This window comes from Bacteroides ovatus, assembly GCF_001314995.1.
GTDB classification, from domain to species: domain Bacteria; phylum Bacteroidota; class Bacteroidia; order Bacteroidales; family Bacteroidaceae; genus Bacteroides; species Bacteroides ovatus.
Window position 1 is genome coordinate 1,076,296 of record NZ_CP012938.1, and the last position, 20,098, is coordinate 1,096,393.

General features: G+C 41.7%; 14 protein-coding genes. 1 reads left to right on the plus strand and 13 read right to left on the minus strand.

Features of this window, described 5'->3' with window-relative positions:
* Nucleotide 1 precedes the first annotated feature (1 nt).
* The 3 genes from Bovatus_RS04250 to Bovatus_RS04260 are packed head-to-tail and all read right to left on the minus strand — an operon-like array spanning nucleotide 2 to nucleotide 6,574.
* Nucleotides 2–1,456, minus strand: coding sequence for an AbgT family transporter (locus tag Bovatus_RS04250; RefSeq protein WP_004325842.1), 1,455 nt, complete (start codon nucleotides 1,454–1,456; stop codon nucleotides 2–4).
* 35 nt (nucleotides 1,457–1,491) lie between these two features.
* Complete coding sequence (locus tag Bovatus_RS04255) at nucleotides 1,492–2,220, minus strand: DUF5932 domain-containing protein (RefSeq protein ID WP_004295828.1); 729 nt, start codon at nucleotides 2,218–2,220, stop codon at nucleotides 1,492–1,494.
* A 34-nt stretch (nucleotides 2,221–2,254) separates the two neighbouring features.
* Nucleotides 2,255–6,574, minus strand: a complete 4,320-nt coding sequence (locus tag Bovatus_RS04260) for a DUF5113 domain-containing protein (protein ID WP_081015844.1) — start codon at nucleotides 6,572–6,574, stop codon at nucleotides 2,255–2,257.
* A 153-nt stretch (nucleotides 6,575–6,727) separates the two neighbouring features.
* Here Bovatus_RS04260 and Bovatus_RS04265 point away from each other — a divergent pair, with 153 nt between their 5' ends.
* Nucleotides 6,728–7,666, plus strand: coding sequence for a ribose-phosphate pyrophosphokinase (locus tag Bovatus_RS04265; protein WP_004295826.1), 939 nt, complete (start codon nucleotides 6,728–6,730; stop codon nucleotides 7,664–7,666).
* A gap of 197 nt (nucleotides 7,667–7,863) precedes the next feature.
* Here Bovatus_RS04265 and Bovatus_RS04270 read toward each other — a convergent pair whose 3' ends face one another.
* From Bovatus_RS04270 to Bovatus_RS04310, 10 genes are all read right to left on the minus strand, one after another.
* Nucleotides 7,864–9,033 (minus strand): MORN repeat-containing protein, encoded by a 1,170-nt coding sequence (locus Bovatus_RS04270; protein ID WP_004295824.1) that lies wholly within the window; start codon nucleotides 9,031–9,033, stop codon nucleotides 7,864–7,866.
* 85 nt (nucleotides 9,034–9,118) lie between these two features.
* On the minus strand, nucleotides 9,119–10,402 hold the full coding sequence (locus Bovatus_RS04275; RefSeq protein WP_004295823.1) for a M16 family metallopeptidase: 1,284 nt from the start codon (nucleotides 10,400–10,402) through the stop codon (nucleotides 9,119–9,121).
* A 4-nt stretch (nucleotides 10,403–10,406) separates the two neighbouring features.
* Entirely contained in the window at nucleotides 10,407–11,159 is a 753-nt protein-coding gene (gene kdsB / locus Bovatus_RS04280; RefSeq protein ID WP_004295822.1) for a 3-deoxy-manno-octulosonate cytidylyltransferase, read from the minus strand.
* A complete protein-coding gene (locus Bovatus_RS04285) occupies nucleotides 11,160–11,546 on the minus strand; it encodes a 2-amino-4-hydroxy-6-hydroxymethyldihydropteridine diphosphokinase (RefSeq protein WP_004295821.1) in 387 nt (128 codons plus the stop codon). It abuts the gene before it with no gap.
* 4 nt (nucleotides 11,547–11,550) lie between these two features.
* Nucleotides 11,551–13,878 (minus strand): transglycosylase domain-containing protein, encoded by a 2,328-nt coding sequence (locus tag Bovatus_RS04290; RefSeq protein WP_004295820.1) that lies wholly within the window; start codon nucleotides 13,876–13,878, stop codon nucleotides 11,551–11,553.
* A 253-nt stretch (nucleotides 13,879–14,131) separates the two neighbouring features.
* Nucleotides 14,132–14,224 (minus strand): smalltalk protein, encoded by a 93-nt coding sequence (locus Bovatus_RS25440; RefSeq protein WP_004295819.1) that lies wholly within the window; start codon nucleotides 14,222–14,224, stop codon nucleotides 14,132–14,134.
* A 68-nt stretch (nucleotides 14,225–14,292) separates the two neighbouring features.
* Nucleotides 14,293–14,817, minus strand: coding sequence for an HU family DNA-binding protein (locus Bovatus_RS04295; protein WP_004295818.1), 525 nt, complete (start codon nucleotides 14,815–14,817; stop codon nucleotides 14,293–14,295).
* Between the two features lie 162 nt (nucleotides 14,818–14,979).
* Complete coding sequence (locus tag Bovatus_RS04300; RefSeq protein ID WP_004295817.1) at nucleotides 14,980–16,554, minus strand: ATP-binding protein; 1,575 nt, start codon at nucleotides 16,552–16,554, stop codon at nucleotides 14,980–14,982.
* 246 nt (nucleotides 16,555–16,800) lie between these two features.
* Nucleotides 16,801–19,242, minus strand: a complete 2,442-nt coding sequence (locus tag Bovatus_RS04305) for a GumC family protein (RefSeq protein WP_004295816.1) — start codon at nucleotides 19,240–19,242, stop codon at nucleotides 16,801–16,803.
* 9 nt (nucleotides 19,243–19,251) lie between these two features.
* Nucleotides 19,252–20,076, minus strand: coding sequence for a polysaccharide biosynthesis/export family protein (locus Bovatus_RS04310; protein ID WP_004308893.1), 825 nt, complete (start codon nucleotides 20,074–20,076; stop codon nucleotides 19,252–19,254).
* Between the last annotated feature and the right edge of the window lie 22 nt (nucleotides 20,077–20,098).

The following is a 20,098-nucleotide window of genomic DNA, read 5'->3' on the forward strand; positions in this document are numbered from 1 at the left end:
CCTACAATCCCATCGGTATTTTCAACAAATACCAAACGATAAACAGCAATGTCCAGACAACCAGGATGCCTAATGAATATCTCCAAGTATATTTCAGCAATGAACCATACGTAATCTGCTTATCATATTGCCGCATATAGGTAAGCACCAGAGGCATATAGAATAAGAAAGGAGTAATGGCATTCGTCGAACTATCTCCGATACGGAAAGCACATTGTGCTATATCCGGAGCAATTCCCATCTGTGCAAACATCGGGATAAAGATAAAAGACATAAAAGCCCATTTGGAGGTAGCAGATACCATAATCAGATTTATCAATGCCGTAAACAGAATAAACAGAACAAGAGCAGACAAAGGAGCCGGTTCAAACGAAGAAAGTAAGTCAGCCCCCATAATCGCCAGACATTTATCCAGATGGGAATATTCAAAACAGGCAAACATCTGCGCAGCGAAGAAAGCGATAACGAAATACACTCCAAGAAGCTTCATTGGCTGCGTAAGTCCTTCAATCACATCATTGTCAGTGCGATACCGTCCGGAACTGAATCCATAAGCCATTCCCGTAATACCTGCTCCCAAAGAAAGCAAAAACAAAATACCGGCAATAAAAGGCGAATGCATCAAACCACCATTCACACCCCGCAAAATTCCATAAGAAGAAAAAGTAAGCCACAAGATAAGAGCCACATAGATAGCTGCCACAACAATGGAAATCATAATGGCACGCCGCTCTTTACGAGACAGAGGATGGTAAGCCACCACCTTCATACTGCCTTCATACTTACCTAACGTAGGAAGAAGCCATTTTTGAGTAATCCAATACACAATAGCCGTAATGGCCACCGTTGAAGCACTCATAAAAAAGTAATTGCAAAGAGGTTCTGTATTCCCCTGATAACCCGTTTGTGCCAGTGCAGCCTCTTGCGTGGTATGCGCCAACAACGGGTCCATCGTACTCAATACAATATTAGCACTATACCCGCATGCAACGGAAACATAAGCCGTAACAATCCCTGCAATCGGATGAAGCCCCACCCATTGAAACAGCATAGCAGCAATAGGCAATAAAATGATATATCCACCATCACCAATGGCATTCGACAACAAGCCAAGTACAATCACCCACAAGACGATCTTCCTCTTTTCCTGTCGGTTTCCCACCCCCATGCGGATACATGCATCAATAAAACCGGAATGTTGTGCCACTCCCAATCCAAACATAGCAATTATCACCATACCTAACGGAGCAAAGCCCGTGAAATTCTTAATAGCGTTCCGCAACCACCAACGGATTCCTTCGGGACTCAACAGGCTTTGTACACGGATGTCCTCACCTGTTTGTGGCAATGTCACTTTCAACCCATAGATATCGCATATCCATGAAAGAAAGACCACTGCCATTGTTAGCAGAAGGAACATCGTAGCGGGATGGGGCATACGCCATTTATTCTTCATCATTTTCCGGGATTATTTTTCGTTTGCTTTAGCAACTACTCCTCGTCAGGCTCCAGATTATCCAGATCAATAATACGCAATTCCAATGCACGTACTGCCAACCGGGTAGCATTCACTCCCACTCGTTCTCCATTCGGAAAAAGACGTCCGATAAGATCATTCTGCCGTTTCTCCAATGATTTCACACCAAAAGGCATTCCTTTCAGATTGGCAATCATCTCTTTCGTATAACCCAAAGCCAGATGACGGAGAAAACGTTCATCGTATTCATCAATATCATAACTGATGACAGCCTCCTGACGCTTGGCATCATTGGCTACCGATTTCTTGAAACGATCTACAATCTTTTCCAGAATCGGATAGTTAAATACCAATTTCTTTCCATCCATCACAGCCTGTACATCTGTTTTCGTCAGTAGCTCACCCGTTTTGAGGATGATTCCATCGGCACCGGCATTCAATACGTCCACCCACAACTTTTCGTTCAGAATCTCACCCGTGAAGATCAATACCCGAACTCCTTTGTAACGTTTGAATATATTCTTGCAAATATCAACACCAATGGTCGTAGAACCTCCCAGTCCTAAGTCCAACAATACCAGATCGGGAAGCTGGGCCTCCATCAACGGCCAAAACTCACTTTCCGTCATTGCCGTGCCGATCACTTCTGCATTCGGTATTTCATGACGGAATATTTCTTCTGTCCCTTTCAACTCCAGTTTTACATCCTCTACAATAATAACTTTAAACTTCTGTTCTTCCATGTTCCTTATCTAATAACTTTTATGTGTTTTCCTTTTATCGGCGCGGAATAGTGAAATAAACCGTAAACCCGCCGCCTTCAGCCGGCTCGGCATTGATACGGCATCCCCTACGCCCCGCAAATTCGTCGTGGTCACGGATAATCTGCTTACATACCAGATATTCCGTTCCCCTCAACTCCCCTTTTTCACCGGAAGTCATACGTGCCAGATTCGGATAAAATAGTTGATTCAACTCTTCCACACTCTTCTCGCGTCTCGTATCCGTAAAGAGGAAACGAACATATTCATTATCCTTGCGCGCTTGCAAACGTATCACTCCATCTTCACGTACAGTCAATGCTTCATCAATCAAATTCTCCAATAGAAAACGCAACTGATTCACGTCTCCTATCACCTTCGCCTCCATCGGCTCTATTTCCAATTCTATCCTCTCCGGCCGATTCTTTATCAACTTCTTGAAATATTTTCCGGCAGCATCCAAAAGTTCCTGTACCGGAATCACCGTACGCCGGAAAGTGACCTCCTCCAATTGACGGGAAGCACACGAGCTCAAAATCGTAAAGATTCCCTTATAGTATTCAATCAATTCCGTCATAGTCTCCACCGCTTCACGCTCCTCCGTTTCCGAAAGATTCTGCGCATTCAACCGCCCTACAATCTGCTTGATTTTATTCGGATAATAAATCGTCTCATGTTTAATAGTCGACAGACAGTTGTCAAGCACCATATTCTGAACATGCAACATGCTGTCTTCCCAGGAAGCCCGACGTGTTTCTTCGTGTGCCGACTCGATATCCCGATATTTTGTAGCCAGTTTCACCACTGCGTTAAACACGACAATAGCCACATAACGAGCTACCAGTTCAAAAAGCAGTCGATCCGTCTCCTGTTCCGTTCCTTCTCTGCGCTCCAGATAAAGCACACCGACACATTGATGCTCGCCCCCTGCTTCCACCATCAGCGGAATTGCCTGAAGATGCTGTTCAGAAAGATATTTCCCGGAACTAAAACACTGCTCTACCATTTCCGGCATTTCCTGTCCGGGACGAGAAGCATATTCCAGCCGGTGTGTCGTTTCATTATAAACGGCAATTCCCATCCGGTCAATCGTCAGTAATTCATTTACCGAACCAAATGCTTCATCCACAATCCGCTGCGGAATTTCTTTAAGCGTACTCTCTTCCCGTTGAAGTGCCTCTGCATTTTCCTGTTCCTGCGGTCTCACCAAAGATGCAGCAAACACCTTCTGGTTAATCTCAAGTACCTGTTCGAGATTCAAACGATTCTGCAAACGTTTTCTCATGTACAGAAAATAATATCCAACCAACGAAACAATCAATAAAACAAAGCATAAAATAATCCCTACCGTCTTATTGGTATTCGAACGCTCCAACTGCCGGCAATATGCTTCGAGAGTTTGATCCTCTCCCTGCAACTTATACAAATCCGTAAATGCCGAATTATTATAACTATATGCATCCAACTGTTTCAAAGCCAGAAAAGCAACCGCTGCCTCATTCCTGATATCCAAAATTACATGATAATCCGAATCAAACAATTCGTTCCACCAACTGATTTCAGCAGGCGTTCCCTCACCTACCAGCTTCATATACCGATGTGGACGATCCGGACGCGCATATTTTTCATAATGCTCATTCAGAAAAAGCATTGCAGAATCTATATATTGCAAAGCCAACTCATAATTTTCATCCACATTAGCAAAATAGGCAGCATTCGCATAATCCGACGCTACATCCAGCAAATCCTCATACGCAGAATCCATAACTACTACAATCGAATCGCCATCCTGCAACATGGGAGGAATCGGATCATGCAGACAAGAAACCATCCCCAACGGAAGCAACAAGCAAAGCAACAATACCCCCATTGCTTTACGCACTCCCGAAGGCAAACGAAAATAAAAACGGCTTCCCTTCCCCAGTTCACTCTCCACATCAAAAACGCATCCCCGGAATAAATCATTCGTTTTCTTATACTTCTCAATGATTCCCTTACAATTCATCAATCCGAAACCACTACCTTTGTTTTCTTTCAACACTTCCGGATCGGCTGCATTCTTCATTCCGATCACGCGGGAATCATACACCTTCTCACCAATGATATGCGCCACATCCTCTTCGGAAATACCTCTTCCGTTATCCTCCACAGAGATCTCGACATACGCATCCTCCGTAATACGGGCATACACTTTAATTGTTCCTCCTTCCGGAGTATATTTACGGGCATTTTCCGCCAGCGTATTAATCATAAACAAAGTTAGTGCCCGGTCGGCCTTCACCATAACCGTAGTCGGTTCAATTTCCAACTTCTGATTTTTCATTTCAAAAGCACGTCTTCCCTTGCCTAGCAGCTCAAACAGTTCATTGAGACTGAAAGTTTCAATATTCAGGCTAAGCGTTCCTTGCTTCATCTTAATCCAAAGAGCCAGAATATCGTTGTACTCATTAATCGTAGTTACCAGCTCATCAATGTATTGATACTTCTCTTTCTTAATCTTCGCATTATCAATATACCCCCGCTCCGTCAACTTATGCACTTCGTTCAAGATACGGTCAATATAAGGATTAATACCATTGACAATGCCCAGACAAGCCTTCTTTATAAGATTCTGACGTTTATTTCCCGCAATATGTTGTTCGTAAACATACCGTTGCTTTTCCAACTGCATCCGCTCGTCACTCAACGCTTCCACCATCTGCTCATTGTCCGCAGCCCAAACAATATACGGTTCAAGCACATGCACCAATGCTTTTTCATCACGGTTCAACCGATGCAGAGGAACCAGTGCCGCTTTTCCTTCCTCCGGAATTTCCAGTTGAAGACGTCCTTTCCCAAATAATTGATCGATACCTTGTTGAATTAATGGAACATTCATCGGAATGGACGAAGTTATATCCCGGCAAAGAGTCAGAATCCGTTGCAGACGCTCCACGTCTACCTGATTCCTTATTTTAGACCGTTTATTGAAAAACCACCAAAGAATAACCACCAATACAAGTCCGACAATAACCAAAGAAAGTACAAGCGTCATTTGTCGTGAATCGGCTTCCAATGAAAGATAGCGGCTCTCCAACTCCTTATCCTGACGGGTATAATTTAAAATATCCAAATATATATTCCGGTTGTAATCAGAAGCATACTTCATCCCGAGCCCCGCATACGACACGCTCAATTGCTCCCGAATCCTTGAGATCCATTCAGGTACCGTTCTCACATCTTCCTGCATGATCCATGGAACCCCGGTATAAGTCGTATCTCCTTCTACAAAAACATGTAGTTTATCCAATGTATCCGCCGCATGGTGATAATAGAGCATGTGATGTTGATTCACACAATCTAACGCTTTTGCAAGCGTATCCAATGCCTCCGTATAACGTCCGTGCTCATTCATATATTTACCGATAGACACATACGCACCAGCAATCTGATACAAATCATTGTACTCACGAAATTTTTCAAGCGCACGCTGTGCCATTCGCAAAGGCAAAAGCGAATCTACGGGAAACCCAAACTGATCCAGCGCATATCCCCTTCTCGTCCGAAAAAGTTCGAAATTATTAGGTGAAACCATCAGATTAGCCAATCCTTGCAGACCATTTCCTTCGAAATAAGGATGATTAGTCTGAACAGCTGTCCGCCAGGTAATATAAAGTTGGTCGAACTCACGCATTTTCCGGTCTTCCGGCTTGGTTGCTTCCACCAACGAGGCCGAACCTTTAATATAATGATAATAAAGCAACTGATTAGTATCTGTCAAAGCTTCATCTTCCGGAATCCGGTTAAGAGATGTGATGGCCTCCTGCCGTTGCTGCAGATAGTAATAATAAATAGAAGAAACGATGAAAAATTCGGTGAATGCATAATCCAGCCGTAGTGCCTCGTGACGGTCGGCAAACAAATCACTCTCTTCACGAATACGTTTCATGCGCTTGAGCGCACTATTACGATAATCATAAAATTCTTTGTTCATAGCCGTCCGCTGACAGATTTTCATCAGTCCGATGTCGGCAATCAACAGTTCGAGTTCATTTTTAGTCAGTTTATATACTTCCTTATGCAACGCTTCCGCCCGGTCAAAGTCCATAGCCATAAAAGCACAGAACCCCAGGTTGTTGGATGCTTCCGCTTTCCCCGACTTGTAGAAATTCACCTGTCTATAGGCTTCATTGGCATATTTATAAGAAGAATCCAGGCTTCGATAACGATAAGCATACGCTTTCCCGTTTAATGAATCAATCAGGCGCACCTCTTTGGTCGGCACCATATCAGTGCACGAAAAAAAAGAGGCAAACAACACTATACCTATTATATATAAAGGAAAGCGTGAACTCATTTTTGACTATTAACTGTTTTCAGAAAGCAAATCTACAAATATTTCCGATAAGTTGGAGAGAAAAATATTTTTTATACAATAAGTCCTTCTAAATAATAAGAGAAATTCCTACCTTTGCAGGCAAATTAACAAATAGGTAACATCTATTACAAAATGAGCGAAAAAGCACCCTTTATGGTATTCTCGGGAACGAACTCGAGATATCTGGCAGAAAAAATCTGCGCAAGCCTGGATTGTCCTCTGGGAAATATGAACATTACCCATTTTGCCGATGGCGAATTTGCAGTTTCATATGAGGAGTCAATTCGTGGCGCACACGTATTCCTGGTTCAATCCACTTTCCCTAACTCAGACAACTTAATGGAACTTCTCCTGATGATCGATGCTGCAAAACGCGCGTCTGCAAAGAGCGTTGTAGCTGTAGTCCCCTATTTCGGATGGGCACGTCAGGATAGAAAAGACAAACCCCGTGTATCTATCGGCGCTAAGTTGGTAGCCGACCTGCTGTCTGTTGCAGGTATCGACCGCCTGATTACGATGGACTTGCATGCAGACCAGATTCAGGGATTCTTCAATATCCCGGTAGATCACCTGTACGCATCAGCTGTATTCCTCCCTTACATCCAGTCATTGCAACTGGAAAATCTGGTTATTGCTACACCGGACGTAGGAGGTTCAAAACGTGCCAGCACTTTCTCCAAATACCTCGGTGTACCATTGGTACTCTGTAACAAATCACGTGAAAAAGCCAATGAAGTAGCATCTATGCAAATCATCGGTGACGTAGAAGGTAAAAACGTCGTATTGATCGACGATATCGTAGACACAGCAGGAACAATCACCAAAGCAGCCAACATCATGCTGGATGCCGGTGCCAAATCTGTACGGGCCATCGCCAGCCACTGCGTAATGTCTGATCCGGCTTCTTTCCGTGTACAAGAGTCTGCCCTAACCGAAATGGTATTTACCGACAGCATCCCTTACGCAAAGAAATGCCCGAAAGTAAAACAGTTAAGCATTGCTGATATGTTTGCAGAAACAATCAAACGAGTGATGAATAACGAATCTATCAGTTCACAATACATCATTTAATAGATGATAGGTGATAAATGATAGTTGATAGTTGAAGTTACTTTCAACAGGAAATTATAAAATGGATAATGACCGCTTTGGGTTATTATCCATTTTTCTTTGTACCATACCATTTATCATTATTCCATCACCTGGTACATACATGCAAAAAAATAGGCCACGCAATGCGCAGCCCACTATCATTTATCACCTATCATCTATTGAAGTCTTCCGAATTTATAGGTTCCTTTTTTGATTACTTTTCCATCTTTATCTGTTTCTACAAAAGGACCATTCTTCTTTCCTTGTTTGAAAAATCCGTCGAAGCGATTACCATCTTTATCGATTTGTACGCCCTGTCCGTCTTCCAATCCGTCAACAAAGCCACCTTTATATTGCATCCCAGCAACGGTTTTCAGAGTACCCTGTCCATTGGGACGGTTGTCTTTCCAGTCACCGTCATAAACATCGCCATTGCTCCATTTATAGACTCCTCTGCCATCACGTTTATTGTTTTTCCAGCTTCCTTCGTACACGGCACCATTCGCCCAGGTAAAAGTACCTTTTCCGTCTTGCATGCCATTTTTGAAATTACCTACATACTTGTCGCCGTTAGCATGATAATAAACTCCTTCACCGGTGCGTTCACCTAAGAGATAAGAACCTTCATAACGATCGCCCGTGTGAAAGTAGTAAGTACCTCTTCCGTGTTGAATATCATCCGCCCAATCACCATCGTATTTATCTCCATTGGTATATTCAAATACCCCTTTTCCGTGACGGACATCATCTTTCCAGTCTCCTTCATACTTACAGCCGTCGTCCCAGTTCATGGTACCTTTGCCGTTCTTTTTGTCATTTTTCCAGTGACCGGTATATTTAGCACCGTTTGCCCAAGTGTATGTACCTTCGCCTTCACGTTTATCATTCACCCAATGACCTACATATAAATCACCGTTATGATAATACATTGTTCCTTCACCATGCTGATAATCCTGATACCACATACCGTCGTAACGGTTGTTATTCATAAAATAATAGATACCTTTTCCATGCTGCTGATCCTGGAACCACTGTCCTTCGTACTTTTCTCCGTCAGGAAACATATAAATACCATATCCTTCACGTTTCCCCTTCACATATTCACCTTCAAAGACATCGCCGTTTTTGAAAACCGTTTTTCCTTTTCCGTTCGGTTTTCGCCCTTTCATTTCTCCTGTATAGACACTGCCATCCTTAAAAGTATAGTTGCCAATCTTTATTTCAGTGGAGAATGTATCTTTAATTTTTCCGAAAAATCCGCCTTTTTTTCCTTCATTTTCTTGTGCCATCACTCCCTCTTGTGCAAGAAGAGCCAATAAAAGTGTAGTATATAGATATTTCCTCATTGGTTTTAGTCGTTACTCATTTTAGAATTACAATTTGGACAAAGATACAATTTCTATCCCAAACAGCCCACTTTCGGAAAGCAATTTATGACAACTTTTTACCTGCAATGACCTCTTTTAATGTCTCTTTGCACAAATAGCGCTGTGCCAAATCCTGTATTTCCATCGGAGTAACCTCATTCACAGCCAGCAGAGAACGTGAAAAGTAGTCATCATCCAGACCGGAAGTAGCAATAAAGATCCACGCATCCGAAAGTGAGAAAGGAGACTCATAACTACGACACATTTCTCCCAACATATAGTTGCGCACGATAGTCAGTTCTTCCGCCGACACAGGTTCCTGATGCAGACGGTCTATTTCATGATACACTTCCTGTATCAACGGTTCCACATATTCATTATCCGTTTCTGTCGAGATAGCCAACAGTCCGCTATCCGGATAAAACATGATTCCTGCCGAAATACCATAAGTATATCCCTTCTCTTCACGGATATTAGACATCAGCCGACTGCCAAAATAACCTCCGAATAAAGTCATCAGGACCCGGAGTTTCAGATAATCAGGATGATCACGGGTAATGGTTGTATACCCCATCTTTACAGCACTCTGCATAGCATCCCCACGCTCTGTAAAAATTCTCTTTTCGGGAACAGCAGTAAAAGGAAAATTTAATTTCGACACCTGCTGTTGATGTTGTCCGAAAGAAGTGCCGAATGTATCTGTCACCCGGCTGATAATATCCTCTGTCACCTTGCCGGACAAGAATATAGAACAATTACCCGAATGGTAATACCGTTCATAAAATTCACGGAGCACTTCCGGAGTGATGGCATGATAATCTTCCTCCACCACTATTCTGCCACATGGATGCTGTTCGCCATAAAGCGACTGTAACAGACTGCGGTGTGCCAGAAAATCAACTTTAGAAGTATTGACCAGATATTGTTGGATATTGGTATCAAGGATAGTATGCAATTCCTTCTCCGGGAAAAGCGGTTCTTTAATCATAGATTCCACCACCTCCAGTGTTTTCGCCAAATACTTATTCAGCGAATAAACAGTGATATATGCATATTCCGACGAACTGGACAATTCGAGCCATGAGCCGTAGTAATCCAGTTTTTCGGCAATGGTGGCAGCCGTATATTTTTTTGTACCTTCACGCAGCATCCGGTTCGTAAACAGAGCTTGCAGTTTCTGCGACTGTTGCCAGCGTCCCCCGGCAAAAAGCACATCTATGCGTACCACTTCCTGTTCACCCGCATTAATAACCGTCAACGGAATACCGTTTGGCAACGTCATTCGAACGGGAGGAAGTATACGAAAGTTTTTCAGGGTTTGTATTTCAGGTTGTATCGTACGATCCATAAGATTAGATTCTATTCTTCAAAAATTCTTCTGCCCGTTCCAAGTCTTGTGGAGTATCGATTCCAATAGTTTCCACCTCACTGATGCCGACCTTTATTTTGTATCCGTTCTCCAGCCAGCGAAGCTGCTCCAAAGATTCGGCCAGTTCCAAAGAAGACTGTGGAAGCATGGTAATCTCTTTCAGCACTTCTGTACGATAAGCATACAATCCGATGTGCTTGTAGTAGGTATGTCCCTTCAACCAGTCCTGTTTCTCGGCATTCCGCTGATAAGGAATGATAGAACGGCTGAAATAAAGTGCATTCCAGTTCTTGTTGACTACCACTTTCGGTGAATTCACGTTTTCCAGTACGGCAAACGCTTCATCAGCAGTAAAAGGTTTCACCAGCGTAGCAATCTGCGTGGTTGCATCATCGAAACAAGCCTTTACCGCATCCAGTTGTGAAGGCTGAATAAAAGGTTCATCTCCTTGTATATTCACTACGACGTCAAAATCACCTCCAATCTTGGTACAGGCTTCATAACAACGATCCGTACCACTTTTGTGGTCAACGGAAGTCATCACAACCTTTCCCCCGAACGCCTTAACGGCAGCTTCAATGCGTTCATCATCCGTAGCTACATAAGCGTCATCCAGAACGCCTGCCACTTGTTCGTATACACGTTGTATGACTGTTTTTCCGCCCAACATAGCCAACGGTTTCGCAGGAAAACGAGTGGATGCATAGCGGGCAGGTATAATTCCAAGAAATTTCATCTACTTAATAAATAATGAAGAATGGAAAGCAGATAATGACTGTTGTATATATCCCCTTTGCCAATCCTCCGGTTTTAATATTTTGTTATCATATAAAAGCATGTCAATATCCAGACAAACCTTCTCCTCTTTCTTATCCTCCGGACGACGTCCGGACCTCCGTTCTATATCTTTCAGCGTTTTCCTCACCACCTCTTCATCCTTATCGGAAAAGAACAGAACCACTTGGTTGGAAAACAAGGCCGGATTCTTAAAAAACAAAGGTTTAGTTTCCAGTTCGGGAGCAAAACATATAGAAGAGAACGATTCTGTCAGCTTCTGCCTGGCAAAAGTCAAGTTCTCTTTCCTATTGTAATTACTCCCTATGCAAACAATATACTTGTGCACTTCTTTAATTGAAAAGATCGTCCAATCCCCCTTCTTCTATCACTTCGCCATCAGGAGTTTCCGAACCGGCACACGGGTCAAACCCTTCAGGGAGTTTGAATCTCTCCTGTTGGTCATATCCCAAGGTCGGATCGTCATACACTTTCTTCATATACATTGCCCAGATAGGCAAAGCTGCAGCAGCACCCTGTCCATAGGTCATTCTACCGAAGTGAATATCACGTTCGTCCCCTCCTACCCAACAACCGGATACCAGTGAAGGAGTGAACCCCATAAACCAGGCATCGGAGTTATCATTGGTCGTTCCTGTTTTTCCACCCATATCAGCGGTAATTCCATATCGACGAACACGTCCACCCGTTCCCTCGTTGATAACGGCACGCAGCATAACCAACATTTTGTAAGTACTCGAGGCGCTTATCACTTCTTCCATTTGCGGTGCAAAAGTAGAAATGACATTGCCATCACTATCCTCAATGCGGGTAACGAACAATGGAGCCACCCGGATTCCTTTATTGGCAAAAGCCGTGTATGCGCTGACCATTTCACCGACAGAAATTTCACAAGGTCCCAGACAAAGTGAAACCACCGGATCAATTGCTTTATTACGTACACCGAAACTATGGATCAGACGTACCAAATCATACGGATTCAGCTTACCCATCAGATATGCAGAAATCCAGTTATCGGAGTTTGCCAATCCCCATTTCAGAGTTACCATTTCTCCATAACGCTTATCATTTGCATTACGTGGTGTCCAGGGAGTTCCATTCTCATCAATCAAAGTTTGCTCTACGTGGCGTGCCTGATCGCAAGGAGAAAATCCGTTCTCCATTGCCAATGTATATAAATACGGCTTAATAGTAGAACCTACCTGACGACGTCCCACCATCGCCATATCATACTGGAAATATACATAATTCGGTCCGCCCACATAAGCCTTCACGTGTCCGTTTGCCGGATCCATTGACATAAATCCCGTCCGCAAGAAAGATTTGTAGTAGCGGATGGAATCCATCGGTGTCATAATCGTATCTTTATCACCCTTCCAGGAAAAGACAGTCATTTCTTCCGGTGTATCGAACGCCTTACGAATCTGTTGTTCCGAAGCTCCCGCCTCTTTCATGAGGCGATAACGTTCCGTTTGTTTCATTGCTTTCGTCAACAACTCTTCCACTCGTTTTTCCGGTAGTGATCGTGCATACGGAGCATTCTTACTTCCCTCTTTTTCTTTGAAGAATATAGGTTGCAGATAATCACCCAAATGCTCTTTTACAGCATCTTCGGCATACTGCTGCATACGTGAATTGATAGTTGTATAAATCTTCAATCCATCTGTATAGATGTTATAATTTGTACCGTCTTTCTTCTTGTTTTTCGCACACCAGCCATATAACGGGTTAGTTTCCCAAGCGATGGAATCTTCGTAGAATTTCTGCATTTGCCAACCACGATAATCACTTCTTACCGGTTTCGGTGCTGTCATGACGCCGCGGAGATATTCACGGAAATAAGTAGCCAGCCCCTCTTTATGGTCAACACGATTGTAAGTCAGTTTCAACGGAAGAGCCTGCAAAGAATCACATTCTGCATCTGTGATATATCCGGCTTTACGCATCTGCTCGAGCACCACATTACGACGACCACGGGAACGTTCGTTGAAACGAACCGGATTGTAAAGTGACGGATTCTTACACATACCCACCAATGTAGCTGCTTCTTCAATCTTCAAGTCCTTCGGTTCACAGCCAAAATAGGTATATGCAGCAGTTTTGATACCAACAGCATTATTCAGAAAATCAAATTTATTGAGATACATACTCAATATTTCCTCTTTGGTGTAGTAACGTTCAAGTTTCACCGCAATCACCCATTCAATCGGTTTTTGGAAAAGACGTTGAAGTGTATTTCTCGCCACATTTTCCGTAAACAACTGTTTAGCTAGCTGTTGTGACAAGGTACTACCCCCACCTGCATTTTTCTGAAACATCAAACCACGTTTCACAAACGCACGGAACAACGCTTTGGCATCAATACCCGAATGCTCGACAAAACGAACATCTTCCGTTGCAATAAGAGCATTGATAATACTGGGTGACAAATCCTTGTAAGCCGTGTACACCCGGTTTTCCTTGCTGTAAGACCATGTACCAAGCACTTTCTCATCTTCAGAAAAAATCTCTGTTGCAAATTTATAGCTCGGGTTCTCGAGTTCCTCTACAGGAGGCATATAGCCAATCCAACCCTTTGAAATGGAGACAAAGACTATAACAATAGCCAATACTATGACTGCCAAGAATATCCAAAGAGCTTTTATTATTTTTCGAATCATGTTTTTTCTCGCTTAAAATGACGCATTTAATTAAGATGCAAAGGTAGATAAAATCCGCTATTCAGCCAACGAGTTTGATTATAATTTCTATTTTGTTAAAATATAGAGCGATACTCCTAACAAATAGCATGAAACAAAACAAAAAAGAGCATTTTTCAAGAAAGCAACCCTCTTATTATATCTAAACACAAACAGGCGGGAAAAATCCCGCCTGTTATTCATTCATAAATATACCTATTTATAAGATAATCAATTACAAGGTTGCTGCCTGCACACCTACCACTCCGGCAATCGCACCGGCAACAGCAATAATCACTTTCAAAATAATACTCCACGTTTTTTTCATAGACATTTCTCTTTTTAAATTAAACACTAAATGAACACTCTAACCGTCAGCTATTAATCAACGAGACATTAAGCTGCGGGATCCGGTGCCTCTCCGCTACCGCCACCTTCATCTCCGCCACCTTCGCCTTCATCCGGTTTCTCGGGATCTTCCGGAGATACAGTAACGCTAATTTTCTTCAGATATTCATCCAGACTGATCAGATCTAACTTCTCATCTGCACGGGTAGCAGTTTTGGTGACACGCAACTCTTTATTGGCTTGGAAAAAGATACGAACACTATCCACACTCTTAGCATTAATATCCTTCGCCAACTCCGCACCTTTCGAACGGGCAGTCAACATAAACACACCCAAACCTTCGATATTCACAGACTTACCTTCCAATAACTGCTCCTTCATTTTTTCCACAAAATTCTGGATTACACTCTTGATGTCACCGATAGACAGCGAAGAACGATCCTGCATTTTCTGTGCAATATATTTCAGGTTGACGGACTGACCTAAAGTGATCAGATGCGGATAATATCTCTTAGGAGAATTGGGAACACGCGGATCTGTTGGCCGCGTAATGACTTTGTAAATTACACTCATACTACGTTTTTTTAAAGATTTAAATTCAAGTTTATTTATTCACGTTTTGTTGATCAACAATGCAAAGGTGAAGCTTTTATTCCGGATAGAAAAGAAAAAAGCTCCTTGCGGAACTCTTTATATTCAATCAAGTATATAGCGACTTATAAATCAATGATATAATCAAGCATTTATAATCTCCCAGTCCCCAATCGTACACCGTTCGCTATCAAAACTGACAGCCACCTTTACGACAGGCAATCCACATAAAGCAAAGCGTTCCGGATAATTTTTCAAATCAATTTGCTCCATCGCTTCACCCGCACTTTTATCCAGTTTCAGTTCCATCACATACAATGTAGTCTTCGTACGAAGTACTATATCTACCCGTCCACGAGGAGTACGAACTTCCACATCCACATAATGCCCTAATAAACTAAATATGATATAAAAGACCTGCTGATAGTGTCCTTCATATTTCGTATTATCGCATTGCGGTATAGTGGACAGGAACGTTTGCAAACGGCGTAATGCAGTATCCATATCACAATTACGGATATCGCGGGAAAGATAAGCCACCATTGTCGTGGTTTCCGGAGCTTTACTACCGACATAATGTGGAAGAAGACTTTTCATTAGGCCTATTCTCACTTCCTTATTAGGAATATTCAATGTATACAAGTCTAATTCCTCATCATAATTCTTAATAGTGATACAGCCACTTTGATATAACAGAGGGATAATACTTGTCATCCTTTCTGTTGGTGCATCAAAATCCTCGACCGAAACCTTATTATTTCCAATTTCGGAAGGTTCTACGCCAAACTTCTTCAACATATTTATCAGATACGTAGGCGTACCACTACCAAACCAGTAAGATCCAAATTTTCCATCTGCAAAAGCATTTAGCAAACTGAAAGGATTATATATATCGGGCGAAGGAGAAGTGAAATGATAACCATCATAATTTTCTTTCAATTTCATCAAAGCCTCTTCAGGTGTTATCCCCAATTTCTTTGCCAATCCTTCCAAATCATCCTTCATTTGCAAACGTATCTCATCTTCACTAATTCCACAGATAACAGCGTATGGCTCATCCATACTAATATTCTTTATATTATTCAACTCACTAAAAATACTTAGTTGTGAGAATTTAGTAATACCAGTCAGAAATACATAACGCAAATAAGGATCACAAGCTTTTAACGGACTGTAGAAGTTACGCATGATGTTACGCAATACATCCAGATTTTCCCGTTCATGTACTACATCAAGCAAAGGAGCATCATATTCATCAATAAGCACAACCACCTTCTTACCTGTTTGCTCATAAGCACGCTTAATAAGATTGACTAAGCGTAGATTGGCATCCCCCTCTACTGTGTTAATAGCAAACGTACGTTCATATTCAGCAAGCATAAAATCAAGAAGACGTTCCAATCCTCCTTTATCCACATGTTTCGCCATACTCATATCGAAGTGAAGTACCGGATATTCCGTCCACTCCTTCTCCAGTTTCTCCATAGCCAATCCGTGAAACAGGTCCTTGCGTCCGGAAAAATAGCTATGCAGCGTAGAAGTAAGTAATGATTTCCCAAAACGTCGTGGACGGCTCAAGAACATATAACTGGAAGCCGAATGAGTCATCCGATAAACATATGCTGTTTTATCAATATAGAGGTAATTCCCCTCCCGTATCTTCGAGAATGTCTGAATCCCGATAGGATATAATCTTTGCAAATCTTCCATATCAATCATATTTTTCACAAAGCTACTAAAAATTATCCATCAGTCATTGCATTACAAAAAAAATATCAACTATCTTCACAGACAGTTGATATTATAGAAATCACATCGGATTTACACCGACATGAGGGCGTTGATCAGGAATACACCGCTGTGTATTTCCTGACCACAAAATGTAGGGATCTTCATGTGTGTAGCATGAAGTTAGGGACCTACACATTCTTCATCTCACTTTTTCTAAAAGTACTTTGAAGCACTCTATTTCTCTTTATTATCGCTAGTTTCTCCATATCCGTAACCATAGCCATATCGTTTACCATAACCATAGTACTTACCATATTTACCATAACCGTAATAATAACCATATTTTCTTTTCTTCAAATCCAAACCATTGATTACAGTACATAGGTTAGGTAACTTATTTCCATCAATAAGTTCATTAATCAAAGTATACTCATTCTTACGAGTATAATCCGCGCGACATACATAAACAGATAAATCAGCCACACGTCCTATCAATAAAGTATCGGTAACCATACCAACAGGAGCTGTATCCAGAATTACATATTCAAAATTCTTCTTAAGAGTCTCAATCGCTTTATCCAATCCATCACGGGCCAACAATTCAGTCGGATTAGGAGGAACTGTTCCACCAGGAAGAATATAGAGATTCTTACTGACATCGGAAAGCTGTACCAAATCCATCAAGTTCTTTTCCGGATTGGCCAAATATTGAGTTATACCTTGTTCTCTTTTTGATATATTGAATACCTTATTCAAACCTGGCTTGCGGATATCAAGACCAACGATTACTACTTTCTTGCCCAATAAAGAAAGACTGATAGCAAGATTACCAGAGATAAAGGATTTACCTTCACCACTGACTGTGGAAGTAACCAAAATCACCTTCTTGTCATTTCCAAGCATAAACTGAAGATTCGTTCGGACATTGCGGAAGGTTTCACTCATCAGGTTGTTTTGATTCTCAAATACAGCAATAGCTCCTTGTTTTTCATCAGTCAATGGGATATCACCGACAATAGGTGCACTGGTAAGTTTCTCTACATCTGCACGACCTTCAATCTTAAATTTAGCTAATTCGAGTAAATAAATAACCCCTACCGGAATTCCAAGACCTAATATCAAAGCGATCAAATAAGTAATCTTACTTCTAGGAGACACAGGAGCATCATCCGCTATAGCGTCATCTATTATCTTTGCATTATTGGCAGTAGCAGCCAAAGTTATAGCATTCTCTTCACGCTTCTGAAGTAACATCAGATAAAGCCCGGCTTTTATCTCCTGTTGACGAGCAATACTCACAAACTCACGTTCCTGTCCAGGCGCCTCACTGATGCGACGGGAATAACGATTCGCTTCACGATCCAGATCCGCTTTTGTGATATACAATCCACGCAACACCCTATCTAAAGAGACTTGTACATTCTCTTTCATTGCACTAATGCTTGTATCCAGATTTATAATAGTAGGATTATTCTCCGTTGATGTACGCAGCAAACGTTTTCTCTCAACAAGCACATCATTATATCGATTGATGGCAGCAGCAAGATTCAAATCCTGCAACCCGATATTACTAGGTAAAACCTCATAACCTTCATTTTGCATATATTTCTGCAAATCCTGCAGCAAATTAATCTGGGTTTGATTCTCCACACGTTTCTTTTCATATTCAGCACTACCCGTCAAAGCTATCTGTGCATCACTGGTTAAATCTGTAATACCCGCTCCACGCTTAAAACTTTCCAGATCCTTTTCCGTACTACCGAGTTCTTTCGAAATAATACTAATACGTTCATTGATAAATTCTGCTGTTTTCTGCGCCACCTCGTTCTTATCATTATTCGTATTGATATTATACATCTCCAACAGCTTATTGATAAAATCCTTGCCGCGCTGTACATTTGAATTTTTCAATGATATGACAGCTACAGAAGTGGTTTTGGAAGTAGGTTCGATAGTCATATTCTTACAACACCATTTCGCTACAGCCAAAGGCCTATTAATTGTTGCTGTAATATTACGTGTAGTCTTTTCCGGATCTGTAATTTCTTCCAATGTCCTTTTAGAAGATAATACCGAGTCCGGCGTCAGGAAAAAAGCCAATGTCCCTTTGCCGGTAGGAAAAACAGCCGGCAATTTTTCGAAATGTTTCTGATATTTATTACCGGCAATCTTCACATTCACATCCATACTTCCCTGTGGTTGCAATGCCATCTCCACAATCATCGGTTCCTCCAACAAATCAGCTTCCTGCGGAGTCAGACTCACTTGTACCGGTGAAGTCTTATACGTGTTTCTGGAAGGGAATTCATCTTCATCCGTATAGGAAATATAAAGCCCCAAATCTTCAACCACCTCTTTAACGATAGTCTTGGAACGGAGAACTTCAATCTCGTTATCAATATTCTGCGAAGAAGAGACCATACCATCCAATCCCAGACTCTCCAACCCGGAAAGCATTCCGGCACTACCACCTTTCTTATCATCCTTTATTAAAACCGTAGCGGAAATATTATATACGGGAGTGGATATATAAAGATAGACCCATGCCGCAATCAAACACGCCACAACCGCACCCACAAACCAAGGCCAGTGGATCAAATACTTAAACAGTAGTTCCTTAACGTCTATATTTTCTTCCTTAGATTCTTGTGCTTCGTTGAAATCTGTTTCTTTCATTGCAAATCATTATTTTAAAATATTTACTAATAGGCTGACGATAGATACCAAAATAGAAGTAGCAGAGAACCAAAGACTGGTACTGTTGCCCACATCCGAATTTCGAGCCTTTGCTTTATTAGGGGTTACATAAACAATATCATTCTGCTGTAACCAATAGTAAGGTGAAAGAATGGTTTCGGCCTTATTCAAATCCAAGGTTACAATTTGCTGTTTGCCGTTTGCGTCCTCACGAATCAACTTCACATTATCACGAAGACCGTATACTGTCATATCACCTGCCATGGCTAATGCTTCCAACAGATTTACTTTCTCATTAGAGATAGTAAAAGTACCCGGTCTGGTAACTTCGCCGATAACAGATATTTTATAATTTACCATACGCACCGTTACAATGGGAGTCTCCTTCATGTAAGGCTTCAATTTATCTATAATCAGCTGTTCAGCTTCCCTTTTCGTTAAGCCGCCTAACTTCAATTCTCCTAATACAGGAAAATTTATATTTCCTTCATTATCTACCAAATAAGGTTGTAATACAGGTTGAGTAGTCACATAAGACGAAGTACTCACAGCTATTCCAGCATTACTGGCCACTGTCAGGTTAAAAGGTATCGCAAGTTCAGGACTAGTGCACGATACCACAATAGTCAACAAATCCTTTGGCATTATCTTGGCATCATACAATTTTTCCTGTTGTTCTACCTCGTTCACAACTTCCACATTTTGAAAATATGGAACCTTTTTATAAGACTGACAAGCAGTCAATAGGAATGGCAACAATAGTAGCCATAAATTTCTGTTGTTAAGTCTTCTCATCATAATTCGTAAATTCATAATTAAACGCCCTTTAATTTCT

Bases quoted from the DNA above. Each gene is read 5' to 3' on its own strand.
- Bovatus_RS04250 (WP_004325842.1), bottom strand. From the start codon at position 1,456: ATGAAGAATAAATGGCGTATGCCCCATCCCGCTACGATGTTCCTTCTG.
- Bovatus_RS04255 (WP_004295828.1), bottom strand. From the start codon at position 2,220: ATGGAAGAACAGAAGTTTAAAGTTATTATTGTAGAGGATGTAAAACTG.
- Bovatus_RS04260 (WP_081015844.1), bottom strand. From the start codon at position 6,574: ATGAGTTCACGCTTTCCTTTATATATAATAGGTATAGTGTTGTTTGCC.
- Bovatus_RS04265 (WP_004295826.1), top strand. From the start codon at position 6,728: ATGAGCGAAAAAGCACCCTTTATGGTATTCTCGGGAACGAACTCGAGA.
- Bovatus_RS04270 (WP_004295824.1), bottom strand. From the start codon at position 9,033: ATGAGGAAATATCTATATACTACACTTTTATTGGCTCTTCTTGCACAA.
- Bovatus_RS04275 (WP_004295823.1), bottom strand. From the start codon at position 10,402: ATGGATCGTACGATACAACCTGAAATACAAACCCTGAAAAACTTTCGT.
- kdsB (WP_004295822.1), bottom strand. From the start codon at position 11,159: ATGAAATTTCTTGGAATTATACCTGCCCGCTATGCATCCACTCGTTTT.
- Bovatus_RS04290 (WP_004295820.1), bottom strand. From the start codon at position 13,878: ATGATTCGAAAAATAATAAAAGCTCTTTGGATATTCTTGGCAGTCATA.
- Bovatus_RS25440 (WP_004295819.1), bottom strand. From the start codon at position 14,224: ATGAAAAAAACGTGGAGTATTATTTTGAAAGTGATTATTGCTGTTGCC.
- Bovatus_RS04295 (WP_004295818.1), bottom strand. From the start codon at position 14,817: ATGAGTGTAATTTACAAAGTCATTACGCGGCCAACAGATCCGCGTGTT.
- Bovatus_RS04300 (WP_004295817.1), bottom strand. From the start codon at position 16,554: ATGATTGATATGGAAGATTTGCAAAGATTATATCCTATCGGGATTCAG.
- Bovatus_RS04305 (WP_004295816.1), bottom strand. From the start codon at position 19,242: ATGAAAGAAACAGATTTCAACGAAGCACAAGAATCTAAGGAAGAAAAT.
- Bovatus_RS04310 (WP_004308893.1), bottom strand. From the start codon at position 20,076: ATGAATTTACGAATTATGATGAGAAGACTTAACAACAGAAATTTATGG.